Below are 16,808 nucleotides of genomic sequence, written 5' to 3'. Positions count from 1 at the left end.
CACCGGCGTCCGCGGACGCCGCACGGCGGCGCCGGGACCGGCGCCCCTCCCAACGACGAGTGACCATGTTCACCATCCAGACCCTCAATACCATCGCGCGCGCCGGCCTCGAACGGCTGCCGGCGACGCGCTACCAGGTCGGCGAACACTTCGATGCGCCCGACGCGATCCTGCTGCGCTCGGCCGACCTGCACGCGCGACCGATCCCCGGCTCGGTCAAGGCGGTCGCGCGCGCCGGCGCCGGCGTCAACAACATCCCGGTGGCCGAGCTGTCCAGGCGCGGCGTGCCGGTGTTCAACGCGCCGGGCGCCAACGCCAACGCGGTCAAGGAACTGGTGATCGCCGGCATGCTGCTGGCCGCGCGCAACCTCGCCGAAGCGCTGGCATTCGTGCGCGCGCTGCAGCCGGACGCCCAGCTCGACCATCGCGTCGAGGCCGAGAAGAAGCGCTTCGTCGGCAGCGAACTGGTCGGCAAGACGCTGGGCGTGGTCGGCCTCGGCGCGATCGGCGTCAAGGTGGCGAATGCCGCCTACGGGCTGGGCATGCACGTCATCGGCTTCGACCCGCACATGACCGTCGAGGGCGCCTGGCAGCTCGACGCCAGCGTGCAGCGCGCCGCCTCGCTCAACCAGTTGTTCGCCGCCAGCGACTACGTCAGCTTCCATGTGCCGCTGAACGACGCCACCCGCGGCCTGTTCGGCGCCGCGGCGCTGCAGGTGGCCAAGCCGGGCGTGGTGCTGCTGAACTTCGCCCGCGACGGCATCGTCGCCGCCGACGTGCTGGCCGCCGGCTTGGCCGACGGGCGCATCGGCCGCTACGTCACCGACTTCCCGCACGCCGACCTGCTCGGGCATCCGCGCGTGATCGCGCTGCCGCACCTCGGCGCCTCCACCGGCGAGGCCGAGGAAAACTGCGCGGTGATGGTGGCGGAGCAGCTGCGCGACTTCCTCGAGAACGGCAACATCCAGCACGCGGTCAACTTCCCGTCGATCCGCATGCCGCGCGAGGGACGCACGCGCATCTGCGTGGCCAACGCCAACCGGCCGAACATGATCGGCCAGCTCTCGCACGTGCTGGGCGAGGCCGGCGTCAACATCGCGCAGATGCACAACGCCTCGCGCGGCGAGCTCGCCTACAACCTGGTAGACGTGGACTCGCCGGTGCAGCCGCCGCTGGTGCAGGCGATCGGCGCCATCGACGGCATCCTCGCCGTGCGCGTGCTGGACGACTGACGCGGAGCGACGCCGTGAGCGAACGACTTTGCCCGCCGGGTCTCGACGAGGCGCGCCGGCGTCTCGACGCCGTCGGCCGCGGCATCGAGGCGATCCCGTGAGTTTCGACGCGACGAGGCTCGCCAACGCGGCGACGGCGGTGCTGCGCGCCTACGATCCCGGCCACGACCTGCCGGTGTTGCGCCGGCGATTCGGCGCGGCGCTGGCGGAACTGGGTTCCAACGAGAATCCGCTCGGTCCGGGGCCGCGTGCGCTCGAGGCGATGCGCGCGGCGCTGGCGGAGGCGTTTCGCTATCCCGACCCGCGCGGCGCCGCGTTGAAGGCGGCGCTGGCGGCGCGGCTGGGCGTGGATGCCGGCCGCATCACGCTGGGCAACGGATCGCACGAACTGCTGATGCTGCTGGCGCAGTGTTTCGCCGATGCGGCGCATTCCATCGTGCATGCGCAGTACGGCTTCGCCGTGTTCCCGATCGCCGCCGCCGCCGCGGGTGCGCAGGCCGTGGTGGTGCCGGCGTTGCCGCGCGAGCATCCCGCCGCGCCGTACGGCCACGACCTCGAAGCCATCGCCGCGGCGGTGCGTCGCGACACGCGCATCGTCTATCTCGCCAACCCCAACAATCCGACCGGCACCTGGTTCGGCGACGCGGCGCTGGCCGCGCTGCTGGCGCGCGTGCCGCAGGACGTGCTGGTGGTGGTGGACGAGGCTTACCACGAGTACGTCGACGCGCCGGATCTCGGCACCGCGCTGCGCTTCGCCGATGCGCACCCCAACCTGGTCGTGACGCGCACCTTCTCCAAGGCCTACGGGCTGGCCGGCCTGCGCGTCGGCTACATGATCGGCGATCCGAGCGTGGCGGCCGTGCTGGAGCGGCTGCGCGAGTCGTTCAACGTCAACGGCCTCGCGCTGGCCGCCGCCGAAGCCGCGCTGGGAGACGCCGAGCACCTGCAGCGCGTGCGCGCGTTCAATCGCGGCGAGCGCGAGTGGCTGCGTGCCGAGCTGGCGGCGCGCGGCTACACCGCGCTGCCGTCGCAGACCAACTTCCTGCTGGTCGATCTCGGCCGCGATGCCGCGCCGCTCGAACGGCACCTGCTCGAGCGCGGCGTGGTGGTGCGGCCGATGGGCGGCTACGGCCTGCCGCAGACGCTGCGCATCAGCATCGGCAGCCGCGCAGAGAACGCGCGCCTGCTGGAGGCGCTGCCATGAGCCTGGCGATGGACTGGATCAGCGCGCCGGCCGGGCCGCTGCGCGGCGAGCTGGTCGTGCCCGGCGACAAGTCGGTCTCGCACCGCGCGATGATGCTGGCGGCGCTGGCCGACGGCACCTCGCGCATCCGCGGTTTTCTCGAAGGCGAGGACACCCGCGCCACCGCGGAGGCCTTCGCGCGCATGGGCGTGCGCATCGAGGCGCCGTCGCCGGGCGAGCGCGTGGTGCACGGCGTCGGCCTGCACGGCCTCGCCGCACCCGCGCGGCCGCTCGACTGCGGCAATTCGGGGACCGGCATGCGCCTGCTGGCCGGCCTGCTGGCCGGACAGGCGTTCGATGCGACGCTGGTCGGCGACGCCTCGCTGTCGCGCCGGCCGATGGGGCGCGTGATCGAACCGCTGACGGCGATGGGCGCGCACATCGCATCCGAACCCGGCGGCCTGCCGCCGCTGCGCATCCGCGGCGGCAGGAAGCTGCAGGGCATCGCCTACGCGCCGCCGGTGGCCAGCGCGCAGGTCAAGTCCGCGATCCTGCTGGCGGGCCTCTACGCGGAAGGCGAGACGGCGGTGCGCGAACTGCGGCCGACGCGCGACTACACCGAGCGCATGCTCGGCGCCTTCGGCTGGCCGGTGGCCTGCGGTCCCGGCTGGGCGCGGCTGGCCGGCGGCGGGCGTCTGCGCGCGACCGACGTCGAGGTGCCGGCCGACTTCTCCTCGGCGGCGTTCTTCCTCGTCGCCGCCACCCTGGTTCCGGGCTCCGAACTGCGCCTGCGCAGCGTCGGCCTGCATCCGCGCCGCACCGGACTGCTCGCGGTGCTGCGCCGCATGGGCGCCGACATCCGCGAAGAGGCGCCGCGCGATCAGGGCGGCGAGCCGGTCGCCGACCTGATCGTCCGTCACGCGCGGCTGACCGGCATCGACGTGCCCGAGGCGCTGGTGGCCGACATGATCGACGAGTTCCCCGCGCTGTTCGTGGCGGCCGCCGTCGCGCGCGGCGCCACCACGATCCGCGGCGCCGAGGAGCTGCGCGTGAAGGAATCCGACCGCATCGCGGTGATGGCGCGCGGCCTGCGCGCGCTGGGCGTGCGCATCGAGGAGCGGCCGGACGGCGCGACGATCGAAGGCGGCGCGCTCGGCGGCGGCCGCGTCGACAGCGCCGGCGACCATCGCTGCGCCATGGCCTTCGCCATGGCCGGCCTGATCGCCGAGACGGAGGTGCGCATCGCCGACTGCACCAACGTCGCCACCTCGTTCCCCGGCTTCATCGACCTCGCCAACGGCTGCGGGTTCGCGCTCAGGACGATCGCGGAGTAGGGGATCCGCAATCCCCGGTTTCTGTCCCGCTTGTCTCGCACCCTCACGAGCGCGATTCTTGCCCCTCTCCCGCCGCGGCGGGAGAGGGTCGGGTTGCGGGTGGCGGCGCCGCAAGGCGCCTGTTCGTGGCGCTCTCTTAAGTACGCCTTGTTCCGCTCGCTGCCGCGAGCGGGTCACTTCTCTTTGCTTGCCCGAAGAGAAGTAACCAAGAGAAAAGGCACCCCGCGGGCGCGCCCTCCGGGCATCCTGCCCTCCGGGTCCGCGAGAGCGCTGCGGGGGTTCGCCGACAGGGCTCCTGCCCTGGCGGCGAACAAGCACGCATCCCTGCGCGCTTCCCTTCGGGCCTGATCCTCCGCGCTCTCGCCGCGCCCGAGGGGCCCCGGCAGGCCGCCATCCTGGCGGCCCGCCAGGCTCGGGCGTGGCGAGCCAGCCCGAAGCGATTCCGCGCGTGTCGCCCAGTCGCCAGGACAACTTGCCGGATAGTCCCTGCGTCAGGGATTGCGAATCCCCGCCGCCGCGACCCGTTAGAATCCCGCGTCCCTCGCCGCCGGTGCCCCATGCCCAGATCCCACGCGCCCGTTCCCGTCCTGACCATCGATGGTCCCTCGGGCTCCGGCAAAGGCACGATCAGCCGTCTGGTGGCGGAGCGCCTGGGCTGGCATCTGCTGGATTCGGGGGCGCTGTACCGGGCGGTGGGTTATGCGGCGGGCATGGAAGGGCTGGATCTGTCCGACGCCGAGGCCGTGACCCGCTGCGCGGAGACCACCCGCATCGGCTTCCGCCCGGACCCGACGGGGGGCGAGACGCGGGTGATCGTCAACGGCCTGGACGCGACCGACGAACTGCGCACCGAGACCGCCGGAGCGGCGGCCTCGGCCATCGCCGCCATTCCGTCCGTGCGACAGGCCCTGCTGGCCAAGCAGCGCAGCTTCCGCAAGGCGCCCGGCCTGGTCGCGGACGGCCGCGACATGGGCACGGTGATCTTCCCGGACGCCGCGCACAAGGTGTTTTTGACCGCCAGCGCCGAAGAACGGGCGAAAAGGCGCTATAAGCAGTTGAAGGAAAAGGGGCTCAACGTTACACTTGGCACCCTTTTACGCGAGATCGAGGCTCGGGACGCGCGCGACGCGTCGCGTCCGGTGGCCCCGTTGAAGCCGGCCGAGGACGCCGTGCGGGTGGATACCACCGGCATGCCGATCGAGGCGGTGGTCGCGAAGGTTCTGGCGCTGGTGGCCCCCGCGGGGGAGTAGGCGCCTGGGTCCCGTCCCGGTAAGGGGCGGGTGTACGTGGCAACCGGTGCGGATCACGCACCCACAACCGGTGGGCCGTTTCGTTCGGGCGTCGGCGCCGAGCGCGTGCGCACGGACACGGCCTTTTCTGATCCTGGAATTCACATGACCGAAAGTTTCGCTGAACTGTTTGAACAGAGCCAGTCGCTCGCCAAGCTCCGGCCCGGCTCCATCGTCTCCGGCATCGTCGTCGAGATCCGTCCCGACGTCGTCGTCATCAACGCCGGCCTGAAGAGCGAAGGCATCGTCCCGATCGAGCAGTTCCGCGACGAGAACGGCGAGCTCGAAGTGCAGGTGGGCGACGAGGTGAAGGTCGCCCTCGACGCGCTCGAGGACGGCTTCGGCGAAACCAAGCTGTCGCGCGAGAAGGCCAAGCGCGCGATGGTGTGGGACGTGCTGGAGGAAGCGTTCGAGAAGAACGAGACCGTCACCGGCAAGATCTCCGGCAAGGTCAAGGGCGGCTTCACCGTCGACATCAAGGACGTGCGCGCGTTCCTGCCGGGCTCGCTGGTCGACGTGCGCCCGGTGCGCGACCCGGTGTACCTCGAGGGCAAGGACCTCGAGTTCAAGATCATCAAGCTCGACCGCAAGCGCAACAACGTGGTGGTCAGCCGCCGTGCGGTGGTCGAGAGCGAGTTCTCCGAGGAGCGCGAGAAACTGCTCGAGCGCCTCAAGGAAGGCGCGGTGGTCAAGGGCGTGGTCAAGAACCTCACCGACTACGGCGCATTCGTCGACCTCGGCGGCATCGACGGCCTGCTGCACATCACCGACATGGCGTGGAAGCGCGTGCGCCATCCGTCCGAGGTGGTCAACGTCGGCGACGAGCTGGACGTGCGCGTGCTGAAGTTCGACCGCGAGCGCAACCGCGTCTCGCTCGGCCTGAAGCAGCTCGGCGACGACCCGTGGGTCAACATCGCCCGCCGCTACCCGGTCGGCACCCGCCTGTTCGGCAAGGTCTCCAACGTCACCGACTACGGCTGCTTCGTCGAGATCGAGCCGGGCGTCGAGGGCCTGGTGCACGTCTCCGAGATGGACTGGACCAACAAGAACGTCAACCCGGCCAAGGTCGTGCAGGTGGGCGACGAGGTCGAGGTGATGGTGCTGGACGTCGACGAGGAGCGCCGCCGCATCTCGCTCGGCATCAAGCAGACCCGCGCCAACCCGTGGGAGGCGTTCGCCGCCACGCACAAGAAGGGCGACCGCGTCACCGGCAGCATCAAGTCGATCACCGACTTCGGCATCTTCGTCGGCCTGGAGGGCGGCATCGACGGCCTGGTGCACCTGAGCGACATCTCCTGGCAGACCACCGGCGAAGACCTGGTGCGCAACTTCAAGAAGGGCGACGAGGTCGAGGCCGTGGTGCTGGCGGTCGACCCGGAGCGCGAGCGCATCAGCCTCGGCATCAAGCAGCTCGAGCAGGATCCGTTCGGCCAGTTCATGGCCGGCCATCCGCGCGGCACGGTGCTGACCGGCACGGTCAAGGAAGTCGACCCGCGCGGCGCGGTGATCGACCTCGGCGACGGCATCGAGGGCTACCTGCGCGCCAACGACATCGCCAAGCAGCGCATCGAGGACGCCACCCAGCACCTCAAGGTCGGCGACAAGGTCGAGGCCAAGTTCGTCGGCATGGACCGCAAGGGCCGCATGCTGCAGCTGTCGATCCGCGCCAAGGACGAAGAGGAACTGCAGCAGGCGCTCGAGGAATACCAGAACGCCTCGGGCGGCACCACCAAGCTCGGCGCCCTGCTGAAAGAACAGATGAACAAGTCGGAGTAACGAGGCAGCAAGCGGGGCGGCGTCGTGCCGCCCCGCCGTTTCCAGTGAGCGAAACCGCGCATGCATGCGCAGTGACCCCGACGGGAACAGGGGAGCCATGACCAAGTCCGAACTGATCGAAGCGCTCGCCAGGCGCCAGAACCATCTTGCGTTCGGCGATGTCGAACTGGCGGTCAAGAGCCTGCTCGAACAGATGAGCCACGCGCTGTCCTCCGGCGAACGCATCGAGGTGCGCGGCTTCGGCAGCTTCTCGCTGCACTACCGGCCGCCGCGCATGGGTCGCAACCCGAAGACCGGCGCCACCGTCGCGTTGCCCGGCAAGTACGTTCCGCACTTCAAGCCCGGCAAGGAAATGCGCGAACGCGTCAACCATTCCGCGGGCGCCGGCGAGCCGGTTGCCTGAATCGACCCGGAAAATCCGCCCGGCGCGCCTGTGCGTGCCGCATCCGTTCGGGTAAAGTCGGCGCGTTGAGGGAACGTCAATGCGCCTCGCCATCGTCATCATCCTGCTGCTGTTCGCCGTGCTCGGCGCGGCGTTCGGCGCCGTCAACGCCGACAGCGTTACCTACGACTTCCTGGTCGGCAGCGTCGAGTTGCCGAAGGGTGCGGCCCTGCTGGCCGCGCTGCTGCTCGGCTGGATGCTCGGCGGCGTGCTCGCCTGGGCGGGGCTGACGTCCCGGCACCGGCGCCGGATGCGCGACCTCGCGCGCTCGCGCGCCGAGGCGGCCGGCGCTCCCGAAGCACGCGCATGACGCCCATGTACGTGCTGTTGTGCCTGCTGCTGCCGGTGGCGGCCTGGTCGGGGTGGCTGATCGGGCGGCGCAGCCTCGCGCGCAGCTCGGGCGCGCGCGTCAACGAGCTGTCGTCCAGCTACTTCCGCGGCCTCAACTACCTGCTGAACGAGCAACAGGACAAGGCCATCGAGGTGTTCCTGCAGCTGGCGGAGTTCAACCGCGACACGGTCGAGACGCACCTGGCGCTGGGCAACCTGTTCCGCCGGCGCGGCGAGGTCGAGCGCGCGATCCGCGTGCATCAGCACTTGATCGCGCGCCCCAACCTCAGCGACCGCGAGAAGACCGTCGCCCTGCTGGAACTGGGCGAGGACTACATGCGCGCCGGCCTGCTCGACCGCGCCGAGACGTTGTTCTCCGACCTGGTGGCGATGAACGCGCACGCGCCGTCGGCGCTGAAGCACCTGATCGCCATCTACCAGCATGAGCGCGACTGGCACAAGGCGATCGACCACGCGCGCCGCCTCGAGCAGATGACCGGCGAGTCGCAGGCGGCGGTGATCGCGCAGTTCTACTGCGAGCTGGCGGAACAGTCGCGCACCCACGGCGCGCGCGCGGAAGCGCACGCGTATCTCGACCAGGCGTTCGCCAGCCAGCCCGACTGCGTGCGCGCGCACCTGATCTGCGGCCACCTGCGCGCCGACGAGGGCGATCACGACGGCGCGATCGAGGCCTTCGAACGCGCCGCGCGCTGCGACGTCGAGTTCGTGCCGGAGATCCTGCCGCCGCTGCTGGACTGCTATGCACGGGCGCAGCGCATGGCGCGTGCCGAAGCGTTCCTCACCGAGATCCTCGAACGCTACCAGGGCATCTCGCCGGTGCTGGCGCTGACGCGGCTGTACGCGGGGCGCGACGGCGAGCGCGCGGCCATCGACTTCCTCACCCACCAGTTGCGCCAGCGGCCGTCGGTGCGCGGCCTGATGGCGCTGATCGACGCGACCCTCGACAAGACCACCGGCGAGGCCCGCGAGAATTTCCTGATCCTGCGCGACCTCACGCGCAAACTGCTGGAAGGGCAGGCGATGTACCGTTGCAGCAAGTGCGGATTCGGCGCCAAGGCGCATCACTGGCAGTGCCCGAGCTGCAAGAGCTGGGGCAGCGTGCGGCCGATCCACGGCGTCGCCAACGAGTGAGGCATGACGACGATGGCGCCGCAGGCAGCCGCCATCCTGCTGGCCTGTGCGGCGGCGTTCGGCACGTCCGCGCTGCTGGTCCGGGCGGCGATGGCGTATGCGCACCGGCGCGGCATGCTCGATCACCCCGGCCGCCGCCGCTCCCACACCGCGCCGACGCCGCGCGGCGGCGGCCTCGGGCTGGTCGTCGGTCTGCTGCTGGCGGCGCCCGCGGTGTTGCTGGGCCTGCCCGGCGGCATCGGGCCGCTCACCGCGGTCGCCCTCGTTCTCGCCACGGCGATGGTGGCCGCGATCGGCTGGTGGGACGACCACCGGCCGCTGGCCGTGCTGCCACGGCTCGGCGTGCACATGCTGGCCGCATTCCTGGCCGCCGCGGCGGTGCTGTGGAGCGCGCCGCCGGGAGCGCTCGACGGCATTCCGCCGGGGCGCGTGCTGTGGCTGCTGCCGGCCGCGGCATGGGCCGCCTGGTCGATCAACCTGCACAATTTCATGGACGGCATCGACGGCCTGCTCGGCCTGCAGACCGTCTTCGTCGGCGCCGGCCTCGCACTGTTGGCGGCGGGCAAGGGCGACGTCGCCTTGGCCGGCGCGGGTCTGGTCACGGCGTCGGCCAGCTTGGGCTTCCTGCTCTTCAACCTGCCTCCCGCCCGCATCTTCATGGGCGACGTCGGCAGCGGGGCGCTGGGGCTGTGGCTGGCCGCGCTGGCCGGCATGCAGGCGGTCCGCCATCCGCAACTGGCGTGGGCCGTGCTGGTGCTGGTCTCCGCCTTCGCGGTGGACGCCACGCTCACCCTGCTCGATCGCGTGATGCGCGGGCGGGCTTGGTACACTGCGCACCGCGAGCACCTCTACCAATGGCTGGTGCGCAGCGGCTGCTCACACGCCGGAGCGGACGGGCGTTACCTGGGCTGGAACCTGCTCGCGGTCGCGCCGGCCACCGTGGCGGCGGCGAACTGGCCGCACCTCGCGGCGGCGATCTGCATCGGTTTCTACGGCTTGAGCGGCCTGGCATGGATGATCGGCAAGCGCGCCTGCATCGCGCGCGTGCAGCGGAGGACACTGCATGAGCTTGCGTAAACTGATCCGCGCGATCCATCCGCGCAGCGCCGTGGTGCTGCACGACCTGCTGATGGTGGTCGTCGCCTGGACGCTGTCCAACGCGGCGCGCTACGCGCTGGTGCCGAATGCGCAGCCGATTTCCTGGCTGTCGTCGCCCGATCTGCTGATCGTGCTGGCGGTGCAGGGCGGCGTGTTCGCCTGGACCGGGCTGTACAAGGGGCTCTGGCGCTTCGCCAGCCTGCCGGATCTGTGGAATATCGTGCGGGCCAGCGTCGTCGGCTCGGTGGGCATCGGGCTGGCGCTGTTCCTGTACAGCCGCCTGGCCGGCGTGCCGCGTTCCGTGCTGCTGATTTACCCGCTGCTGCTGTGCGTGCTGCTCGGCGCCCCGCGGCTGGCCTATCGCTACTGGAAGGACAGCCGGGTGGACCTGTTCCAGACCACGCCGGCCAAGCGCGTGCTGATCCTCGGCGCCGGCCGCGCCGGCGAGACGCTGGTGCGCGACCTGCGCCGCGATACCCGCTACGAGCCGGTGGGCTTCATCGACGACAGCGCCAAGCTGATGGGCGCGCGCGTGCACGGCGTCCCCGTCCTCGGCGAGCTGAAGGACCTCGGCATGCTGGCGCGCGAGGTCGCCGCGGAGATGCTGCTGATCGCGATGCCCTCGGCGAGCGCGGCGCAGATGCGGCGCGTGGTGCAGAAGTGCGAGGCGACCGGGCTTCCTTTTCGCACCGTGCCGCGCCTCGACGACGTGATCGCCGGCCGCGCGCAGTTCAACGAACTGAAGGAAGTCGCGATCGAGGATCTGCTCGGACGCGAAACCGTCACCCTCGACTGGACCGCGATCCGCCGGCAGATCAGCGGACGCCGGGTGATGGTGACGGGCGGCGGCGGCTCGATCGGTTCGGAGCTGTGCCGCCAGGTCGCGCGCCTCGGCGCCGCCTCGCTGACCGTGCTGGAGACCTCGGAGTACAACCTCTACCGCATCGAGCTCGAGCTGCGCACGACCTATCCCGAACTGGAAATCCAGCCGATTCTCGCCGATGCCAGCGACGCCGCCGCGGTGGAGCGCGCCTTCGCGGCAGCGCGCCCGCAGGCGGTGTTTCACGCCGCCGCCTACAAGCACGTGCCGCTGCTGCAGGGGCAGTTGCGCGAGGCGTTCCGCAACAACGTGCTGGGCACGCGCTGCGTGGCGGACGCCGCCGACCGCCACGGCGCCGAGACCTTCGTGCTGATCTCCACCGACAAGGCGGTCAATCCGACCAGCGTGATGGGCGCGTGCAAGCGCATCGCCGAGATCTGGTGCCAGAATCTGGCGGCGCGCTCGCGCACGCGCTTCATCACCGTGCGGTTCGGCAACGTGCTCGATTCGGCCGGCTCGGTCGTGCCGCTGTTCCGCGAGCAGATCCGCCGCGGCGGCCCGGTCACCGTCACCCACCCGGAGATCTCGCGCTACTTCATGACCATTCCGGAAGCCTGCCAGCTGATCCTGCAGGCGGCGACCCTGGGCAAGGGCGGCGAGATCTTCGCGCTGGACATGGGCGAGCCGGTGAAGATCCGCGACCTCGCCGAACAGATGATCCGCCTGGCCGGCAAGATGCCGGGACGCGACGTGGCGATCGTCTACACGGGGCTGCGGCCGGGCGAGAAGCTGTTCGAGGAGCTGTTCCATCCGCTGGAGAACTACAGCGCCACGACGCACGCCAAGATCTTCCTGGCGCAGCCGCGCACCGTGGCCTGGGAGCTGCTGGAAGCGCAGCTCGCGCGCGCCGCCCATGCCGTCGCAGCTTTCGACGAAGACGCCCTCAAGCAGTGCGTGTCCAGCATTCTGCCGTCGTACAGCTGGCGCGAAGTCCAAGACAACAACGTGGTGCCGTTCCGGCGCCATGATGCAGAGGAAGCAGGATGACCAAGCGTTTGCGCAAGGTGGTGTTCCCGGTCGCCGGTCTCGGCACGCGGTTCCTGCCCGCCACCAAGGTGGTGGCCAAGGAGATGCTGCCGGTGCTGGACCGGCCGCTGATCCAGTACGCCGTCGACGAAGCGGTGGAGGCGGGCGCGGACACCCTGGTGTTCGTCACCAACCGCTACAAGCACGCCATCGCCGACTACTTCGACAAGGCCTACGAGCTCGAGGCGAAGCTGGCGGAAAAAGGCAAGGACGAGCTGCTGGCGTTGGTGCAGGGCACGTTGCCGCGGCACGTGCGCGCCGTGTTCGTCACCCAGCCGGAGGCGCTCGGCCTCGGCCACGCCGTGCTGTGCGCCAAGGCGGTGGTCGGCGACGAGCCGTTCGGCGTGATGCTGCCCGACGACCTGATCTGGAACAAAGGGCCGGGCGCGCTGAAGCAGATGGCCGACCTCGCCGCCAGCAAGCACGCCGCGGTGATCGCGGTGGAAGAAGTGCCGCGCGAGGACACCCACAAGTACGGCATCGTCGCCACCGAGCCGTCGGCCACGCGCGCCGCGCGCATCACCCACATGGTGGAGAAGCCGAAGCCGGCCGAGGCGCCGTCCAACCTCGCCGTGGTCGGCCGCTACGTGCTGCCCGGCCGCATCTTCGAATTGCTGGAGCAGACGCGGCCGGGCGCCGGCGGCGAGATCCAGCTCACCGACGCCATCGAAGGCCTGCTGACCCAGCAGAACGTGCTGGCCTACCGCTTCGAGGGCGAGCGCTTCGACTGCGGCAACAAGCTCGGGCTGGTGCAGGCGACGCTACACTTCGCGCTGCAGGATCCGCAACTGGCCGCGGCCGCGCGCAAGTACATCGCCTCGCACTGAACGGCCGGTCCCACCGCCACGACGCAGGCGTTCGCGCGCATGGACCTCGACTGGATCCTCAACCATCTGGGCGAGGAGCGCGAACGCTACTTCGGCGCGGTCGCGCCGCCGCTGCTGCAGTCGTCCAACTTTGCCTTCCCGACGGTGGCGGACATGCGCGCGCAGGCAGGCGACGAGTTCGGCCATCACTTCTACACGCGCGGCAACAACCCCACGGTCGAGATCCTGCGTCGCAAACTGGCGGCGCTGGAAGGCGCGGAAGACTGCCTGGTGTTCGGCTCCGGCGCCGCGGCGATCGCCGCCGCGGTGATCGCCAGCGTGTCCGCAGGCGACCACGTCGTCTGCGTGCAGAAACCGTACAGCTGGACCCGGCGCCTGCTCGCCGACCTGTTGCCGCGCTTCGCCGTCACGACCACGTTCGTCGACGCCGCCGACGCGGGATCGGTCGAGGCGGCGCTGACGCCCGGCACGCGCCTGCTCGTGCTGGAAAGCCCCAACACGCTGACCTTCGAGCTGCAGGATCTCGCCGCGCTGGCGGCGGTCGCCCGCCCGCGCGGCGTCCGCACATTGTGCGACAACAGCTACGCCAGCCCGCTGAACCAGTCGCCGCTCGCGTTCGGCATCGACCTGGTGGCGCATTCGGCGACCAAGTACATCGGCGGGCACGGCGACGTGGTCGCCGGTGCGCTGTGCGGCCCGCAGGCGCTGCTGCGCGAGGTGTTCCGCGGACCGTACATGACGCTCGGCGCGATCCCGTCGCCGCACGACGCCTGGCTGCTGCTGCGCGGCCTGCGCACGCTGCCGCTGCGCATGCGGCGCTGCGCCGCCACGGCGCTGCAGGTGGCGGCGTTCCTCGAAGCGCACCCCAAGGTCGAGCGCGTGTGGTACCCGCATCTGCCCTCGCATCCGCAGCATGCGCTGGCATTGCGGCAGATGCGCGGCGGCAGCGGCCTGCTGTCGCTGGCGATCCGTTGCGAGGACGTGTCCGGCGTGGAACGTTTCTGCGACGCGTTGCGGCGCTTCCTGATGAGCGTCTCCTGGGGCGGCTACGAGTCGCTCGCTTGTCCGATCGCCGCCTTCCTGCCCGCGGGGACATCGGCTGCGGCGAAAGCGGGACAGGTGCCGGCCAACCTGGTGCGCCTGTCGATCGGCCTCGAGGAACCGGACGTGCTGATCGCCGATCTCGCGCAGGCGTTGGACCGAGTCTGACTTCCTGCCCAAGAGCGCGCTCGCCGGCGGCGCTATGCTTTGGCACTTCGGGGGAATCGGGAGCAGGCCGCTGCCATGCCGGAAGCGACCGTCGGCTATTACCGCGCGACCGCCACCGCGTACGCGCCTTTCGCACCGCTGCAGGGACGCCACGATGCGCGCGTCGTCATCGTCGGCGGCGGCTACGCGGGCTTGAACACCGCGCTCGGCCTGGCCGAGCGCGGCGTGCGCGACGTCGTCCTGCTGGAACGCGAGCGCATCGGCCACGGCGCCTCCGGCCGCAACGGCGGTTTCGCCTTCGCCGGCTACTCGCTGGGCGAGGAGGCGCTGGTGGCGAAGCTCGGGCGCATCGCCGCGCGCGAGCTGTTCCAGCACACCGTGCGCGCGGTCGAACTGATACGCCGGCGCATCGCCGAGTACGCGATCACCTGCGACGTCGTCGATCATGGCGTGATCTGGGCCAACTGGTTCCGCGACCCGGAGATCCTCAGCGCGCGCCGCCGCTTCCTCGCCGAACAGTTCGGCGTCGAATGGGAATGGCTGCCGAAGGCCTATCTGCGCGAGCTGGTACGCAGTCCGCGCTACAGCGACGGACTGCTGGAACGCAACGCGCTGCACATGCACCCGCTGAATTACGCGATCGGCCTGGCGCAGGCGGCCGCGGGGCGGGGGGTGCGCATCCACGAGACCAGCGGCGTGCGCGCCCTGGCACGCGACGGCGCCGGCTGGCGCGTCGCCACCGCCGACGGCGAGGTGCATGCCGAACAGGTCGTGCTGGCCTGTGGCGGCTATCTCGCCGGCCTCGAGCGCAAGGTCGACCGCGCGGTGCTGCCGATCGCCACCTACGTGATGGCGACCGAGCCGCTGGGCGAACGCTTGCGCGAATGCCTGACGACGTCCGCGGCGATCTACGACACGCGCTTCGCCTTCGACTACTACCGGCCGCTGAAGGACACGCGTCTCTTGTGGGGCGGACGCATCTCGATCCTCGACCGCTCGCCCGCGCAGGTGCGCCGACTGCTGACGCGCGACCTGCTGAAGGTGTTCCCGCAGCTCGCGGGCGTGAAGATCGACTATGCCTGGTCCGGCCTGATGAGCTACGCGCGCCACAAGATGCCGCAGATCGGCACCGCCGGCGACGGCCTGTGGTGGGCGCAGGCCTTCGGCGGACACGGCGTGGCGCCGACCACGGCGGCCGGCGAACTGCTGGCCGCGGCCATCGCCGAGGGCGATCCGGCGTGGCGCGCGTTCGGCACGTTCGGCCTGACCGCCGCCTTCCGCCCGGCCGGCTTCCTCGCCGCGCAGGCCAGCTATTGGTGGGCCGAACTGCGCGATCTGCTGCGCGAGGTGCTGGAAGGCTGAGACGCGCGGTCAAGACGAGGTACGGCCGCCTGCGCCATGCTGCCGACCTTGGCGACCGATGAGGGAACGCAGATGGACACCATCGCCTGGACCGATTTCGAAAAGGTGCTGATCGCAGTCGGCACCGTCACCCGCGTCGAGCCGTTTCCCGAGGCGCGCAAGCCGGCCTACCGGATCTGGGCCGACTTCGGCCCCTACGGCGAGAAGAAGACCAGCGCCCAGGTCACCGCGCTGTACCGGCCGGAAGACCTGCTCGGCCGCCAGATCGTCGGCGTGATCAACTTCCCGCCCAAGCAGGTCGGCCCGTTCCGCTCCGAATTCCTGCTGACCGGCTTCCCGACGGAGCAGGGCGTGGTGATCACCACGCCCGAACGCGCGGTGCCGAACGGGACGCGGTTGGCCTGATCCGCCGCGAAGGCCGACGCGCCGCGCCGCGCGTCGCTCAGAGCGCCTCGAAGATCCCCGCCGCGCCCATGCCGGTGCCGATGCACATCGTCACCATGCCGTACTTCTGCCGGCGGCGGCGCAGGCCGTGCACCAGGGTGGCGGTGCGGATCGCGCCGGTGGCGCCCAGCGGATGGCCGAGCGCGATCGCGCCGCCCAGCGGATTGACCTTGGCCGGGTCGAGGCCGAGGTCCTTGATCACCGCCAGCGACTGCGCGGCGAACGCCTCGTTCAGCTCGATCCAGTCGAGGTCGTCCTGCCGCATACCGGCGGCCTTGAGCGCCTTCGGGATCGCTTCCTTCGGGCCGATGCCCATGATCTCCGGCGGCACGCCGGCGACGGCGAAGCCGACGAAGCGCGCCAGCGGGGTGAGGCCGTACTCCTTGATCGCCGCCTCGCTGGCCAGCAGCACGGCGCCGGCGCCGTCGGACATCTGCGAGGAGTTGCCGGCGGTGACGCTGCCGCCCATGCGGAACACCGGCTTCAGCTTGGCCAGCGCCTCCGCGCTGGTGTCCTTGCGCGGGCCCTCGTCGGTGTCGATCAGACGCTGGTCCTCGCGCGCGCTGCGGTTGGCGAGGTCGGGATAGCGGTCGTCCAGCCGGTACGGCGCGATCTCGTCGCGGAAGTCGCCGCGCTCGATCGCCGCGATCGCGCGCTGGTGGCTCTGCAGGGCGAACGCGTCCTGCTCCTCGCGCGTGACCTTCCAGCGCTCGGCGACCTTCTCCGCGGTGATGCCCATGCCGTAGGCGATGGCGACGTTCTCGTCCTGGAACACCGCGGGATTCATCGCGATCTTGTGGCCCATCATCGGCACCATGCTCATCGACTCGGTGCCGCCGGCCAGCATCAGGTCGGCGTCGCCCATGCGGATGCGGTCGGCGGCCAGCGCCACCGCCTGCACGCCGGAGGAACAGAAGCGGTTGATGGTCATGCCCGGCACGCCGTCCGGCAGGCCGGCCAGCAGCGCGCCGATGCGCGCCACGTTCATGCCTTGCTCCGCCTCCGGCATGGCGCAGCCGACGATGACGTCGCCGATGCGCTGCGGATCGACGCCCGGCGCCTGCTCCAGCACCGCGCGCAGCACGTGCGCCAGCATGTCGTCGGGGCGGGTGTTGCGGAAGACGCCGCGCGGGGCCTTGCCGAGCGGCGTGCGCACGGCGGCGACGATGTAGGCGTCCTGGATCTGCTTGCTCATGATCTCGCTCCTCGATCGGGGAGACGGGA

At 70.8% G+C, this 16,808-nt stretch carries 15 protein-coding genes; 14 read left to right on the top strand and 1 reads right to left on the bottom strand.

Annotated features, from left to right (window positions below; genetic code table 11):
- Positions 1 to 65: 65 nt before the first annotated feature.
- The 14 genes from MBSD_RS12025 (at position 66) to MBSD_RS11960 (ending at position 15,545) form a co-directional block, all read left to right on the top strand.
- The gene (locus MBSD_RS12025) at positions 66 to 1,232 is read left to right on the top strand and encodes a phosphoglycerate dehydrogenase (protein WP_062537544.1); all 1,167 of its coding nucleotides are present in this window, start codon (positions 66 to 68) and stop codon (positions 1,230 to 1,232) included.
- A 97-nt stretch (positions 1,233 to 1,329) separates the two neighbouring features.
- Positions 1,330 to 2,436, top strand: coding sequence for a histidinol-phosphate transaminase (hisC, locus tag MBSD_RS12020; protein WP_062537543.1), 1,107 nt, complete (start codon positions 1,330 to 1,332; stop codon positions 2,434 to 2,436).
- On the top strand, positions 2,433 to 3,749 hold the full coding sequence (aroA, locus tag MBSD_RS12015; RefSeq protein WP_062537542.1) for a 3-phosphoshikimate 1-carboxyvinyltransferase: 1,317 nt from the start codon (positions 2,433 to 2,435) through the stop codon (positions 3,747 to 3,749). The genes hisC and aroA overlap by 4 nt, the downstream gene beginning before the upstream one ends.
- 557 nt (positions 3,750 to 4,306) lie before the next feature.
- On the top strand, positions 4,307 to 4,999 hold the full coding sequence (cmk, locus tag MBSD_RS12010; RefSeq protein ID WP_082306646.1) for a (d)CMP kinase: 693 nt from the start codon (positions 4,307 to 4,309) through the stop codon (positions 4,997 to 4,999).
- Positions 5,000 to 5,143: 144 nt separating this feature from the next.
- Complete coding sequence (rpsA, locus tag MBSD_RS12005; protein WP_062537541.1) at positions 5,144 to 6,814, top strand: 30S ribosomal protein S1; 1,671 nt, start codon at positions 5,144 to 5,146, stop codon at positions 6,812 to 6,814.
- Between the two features lie 97 nt (positions 6,815 to 6,911).
- Positions 6,912 to 7,217, top strand: a complete 306-nt coding sequence (locus MBSD_RS12000; RefSeq protein WP_062537540.1) for an integration host factor subunit beta — start codon at positions 6,912 to 6,914, stop codon at positions 7,215 to 7,217.
- A 79-nt stretch (positions 7,218 to 7,296) separates the two neighbouring features.
- The gene (locus tag MBSD_RS11995; protein ID WP_062537539.1) at positions 7,297 to 7,566 is read left to right on the top strand and encodes a lipopolysaccharide assembly protein LapA domain-containing protein; all 270 of its coding nucleotides are present in this window, start codon (positions 7,297 to 7,299) and stop codon (positions 7,564 to 7,566) included.
- Entirely contained in the window at positions 7,563 to 8,738 is a 1,176-nt protein-coding gene (gene lapB, locus MBSD_RS11990; protein ID WP_062537538.1) for a lipopolysaccharide assembly protein LapB, read from the top strand. Before MBSD_RS11995 ends, lapB begins: the two co-directional genes overlap by 4 nt.
- Before the next feature lie 3 nt (positions 8,739 to 8,741).
- Positions 8,742 to 9,815 (top strand): MraY family glycosyltransferase, encoded by a 1,074-nt coding sequence (locus tag MBSD_RS11985; protein ID WP_237071801.1) that lies wholly within the window; start codon positions 8,742 to 8,744, stop codon positions 9,813 to 9,815.
- Complete coding sequence (locus MBSD_RS11980; protein ID WP_062537537.1) at positions 9,802 to 11,703, top strand: polysaccharide biosynthesis protein; 1,902 nt, start codon at positions 9,802 to 9,804, stop codon at positions 11,701 to 11,703. The genes MBSD_RS11985 and MBSD_RS11980 overlap by 14 nt, the downstream gene beginning before the upstream one ends.
- Positions 11,700 to 12,569, top strand: a complete 870-nt coding sequence (gene galU / locus MBSD_RS11975) for a UTP--glucose-1-phosphate uridylyltransferase GalU (RefSeq protein ID WP_062537536.1) — start codon at positions 11,700 to 11,702, stop codon at positions 12,567 to 12,569. Before MBSD_RS11980 ends, galU begins: the two co-directional genes overlap by 4 nt.
- Positions 12,570 to 12,608: 39 nt before the next feature.
- Positions 12,609 to 13,778 carry a trans-sulfuration enzyme family protein gene (locus tag MBSD_RS11970; RefSeq protein ID WP_062537535.1) on the top strand — a complete coding sequence of 390 codons (1,170 nt, stop codon included), beginning with the start codon at positions 12,609 to 12,611 and terminating at the stop codon, positions 13,776 to 13,778.
- A 75-nt stretch (positions 13,779 to 13,853) separates the two neighbouring features.
- Positions 13,854 to 15,140, top strand: coding sequence for an NAD(P)/FAD-dependent oxidoreductase (locus tag MBSD_RS11965; protein ID WP_062537534.1), 1,287 nt, complete (start codon positions 13,854 to 13,856; stop codon positions 15,138 to 15,140).
- 72 nt (positions 15,141 to 15,212) lie between these two features.
- Positions 15,213 to 15,545 (top strand): tRNA-binding protein, encoded by a 333-nt coding sequence (locus MBSD_RS11960; RefSeq protein WP_062537533.1) that lies wholly within the window; start codon positions 15,213 to 15,215, stop codon positions 15,543 to 15,545.
- Between the two features lie 37 nt (positions 15,546 to 15,582).
- Here MBSD_RS11960 and MBSD_RS11955 read toward each other — a convergent pair whose 3' ends face one another.
- Positions 15,583 to 16,779 carry an acetyl-CoA C-acyltransferase gene (locus MBSD_RS11955; RefSeq protein ID WP_062537532.1) on the bottom strand — a complete coding sequence of 399 codons (1,197 nt, stop codon included), beginning with the start codon at positions 16,777 to 16,779 and terminating at the stop codon, positions 15,583 to 15,585.
- Positions 16,780 to 16,808: the final 29 nt, after the last annotated feature.

This window comes from Mizugakiibacter sediminis (genome assembly GCF_000953855.2).
In the GTDB taxonomy this organism is placed as follows: Bacteria; Pseudomonadota; Gammaproteobacteria; order Xanthomonadales; family Rhodanobacteraceae; genus Mizugakiibacter; species Mizugakiibacter sediminis.
This window is presented reverse-complemented; position numbering and strand designations above follow the sequence as displayed.

What these genes read in the sequence shown, in the direction of transcription:
- MBSD_RS12025 (WP_062537544.1), top strand. Translation starts at nt 66, where the DNA reads ATGTTCACCATCCAGACCCTCAATACCATCGCGCGCGCCGGCCTCGAA.
- cmk (WP_082306646.1), top strand. Translation starts at nt 4,307, where the DNA reads ATGCCCAGATCCCACGCGCCCGTTCCCGTCCTGACCATCGATGGTCCC.
- MBSD_RS11960 (WP_062537533.1), top strand. Translation starts at nt 15,213, where the DNA reads ATGGACACCATCGCCTGGACCGATTTCGAAAAGGTGCTGATCGCAGTC.
- MBSD_RS11955 (WP_062537532.1), bottom strand. Translation starts at nt 16,779, where the DNA reads ATGAGCAAGCAGATCCAGGACGCCTACATCGTCGCCGCCGTGCGCACG.
- rpsA (WP_062537541.1), top strand. Translation starts at nt 5,144, where the DNA reads ATGACCGAAAGTTTCGCTGAACTGTTTGAACAGAGCCAGTCGCTCGCC.
- MBSD_RS11980 (WP_062537537.1), top strand. Translation starts at nt 9,802, where the DNA reads ATGAGCTTGCGTAAACTGATCCGCGCGATCCATCCGCGCAGCGCCGTG.
- MBSD_RS12000 (WP_062537540.1), top strand. Translation starts at nt 6,912, where the DNA reads ATGACCAAGTCCGAACTGATCGAAGCGCTCGCCAGGCGCCAGAACCAT.
- MBSD_RS11985 (WP_237071801.1), top strand. Translation starts at nt 8,742, where the DNA reads ATGACGACGATGGCGCCGCAGGCAGCCGCCATCCTGCTGGCCTGTGCG.
- MBSD_RS11970 (WP_062537535.1), top strand. Translation starts at nt 12,609, where the DNA reads ATGGACCTCGACTGGATCCTCAACCATCTGGGCGAGGAGCGCGAACGC.
- MBSD_RS11995 (WP_062537539.1), top strand. Translation starts at nt 7,297, where the DNA reads ATGCGCCTCGCCATCGTCATCATCCTGCTGCTGTTCGCCGTGCTCGGC.
- galU (WP_062537536.1), top strand. Translation starts at nt 11,700, where the DNA reads ATGACCAAGCGTTTGCGCAAGGTGGTGTTCCCGGTCGCCGGTCTCGGC.
- lapB (WP_062537538.1), top strand. Translation starts at nt 7,563, where the DNA reads ATGACGCCCATGTACGTGCTGTTGTGCCTGCTGCTGCCGGTGGCGGCC.
- aroA (WP_062537542.1), top strand. Translation starts at nt 2,433, where the DNA reads ATGAGCCTGGCGATGGACTGGATCAGCGCGCCGGCCGGGCCGCTGCGC.
- MBSD_RS11965 (WP_062537534.1), top strand. Translation starts at nt 13,854, where the DNA reads ATGCCGGAAGCGACCGTCGGCTATTACCGCGCGACCGCCACCGCGTAC.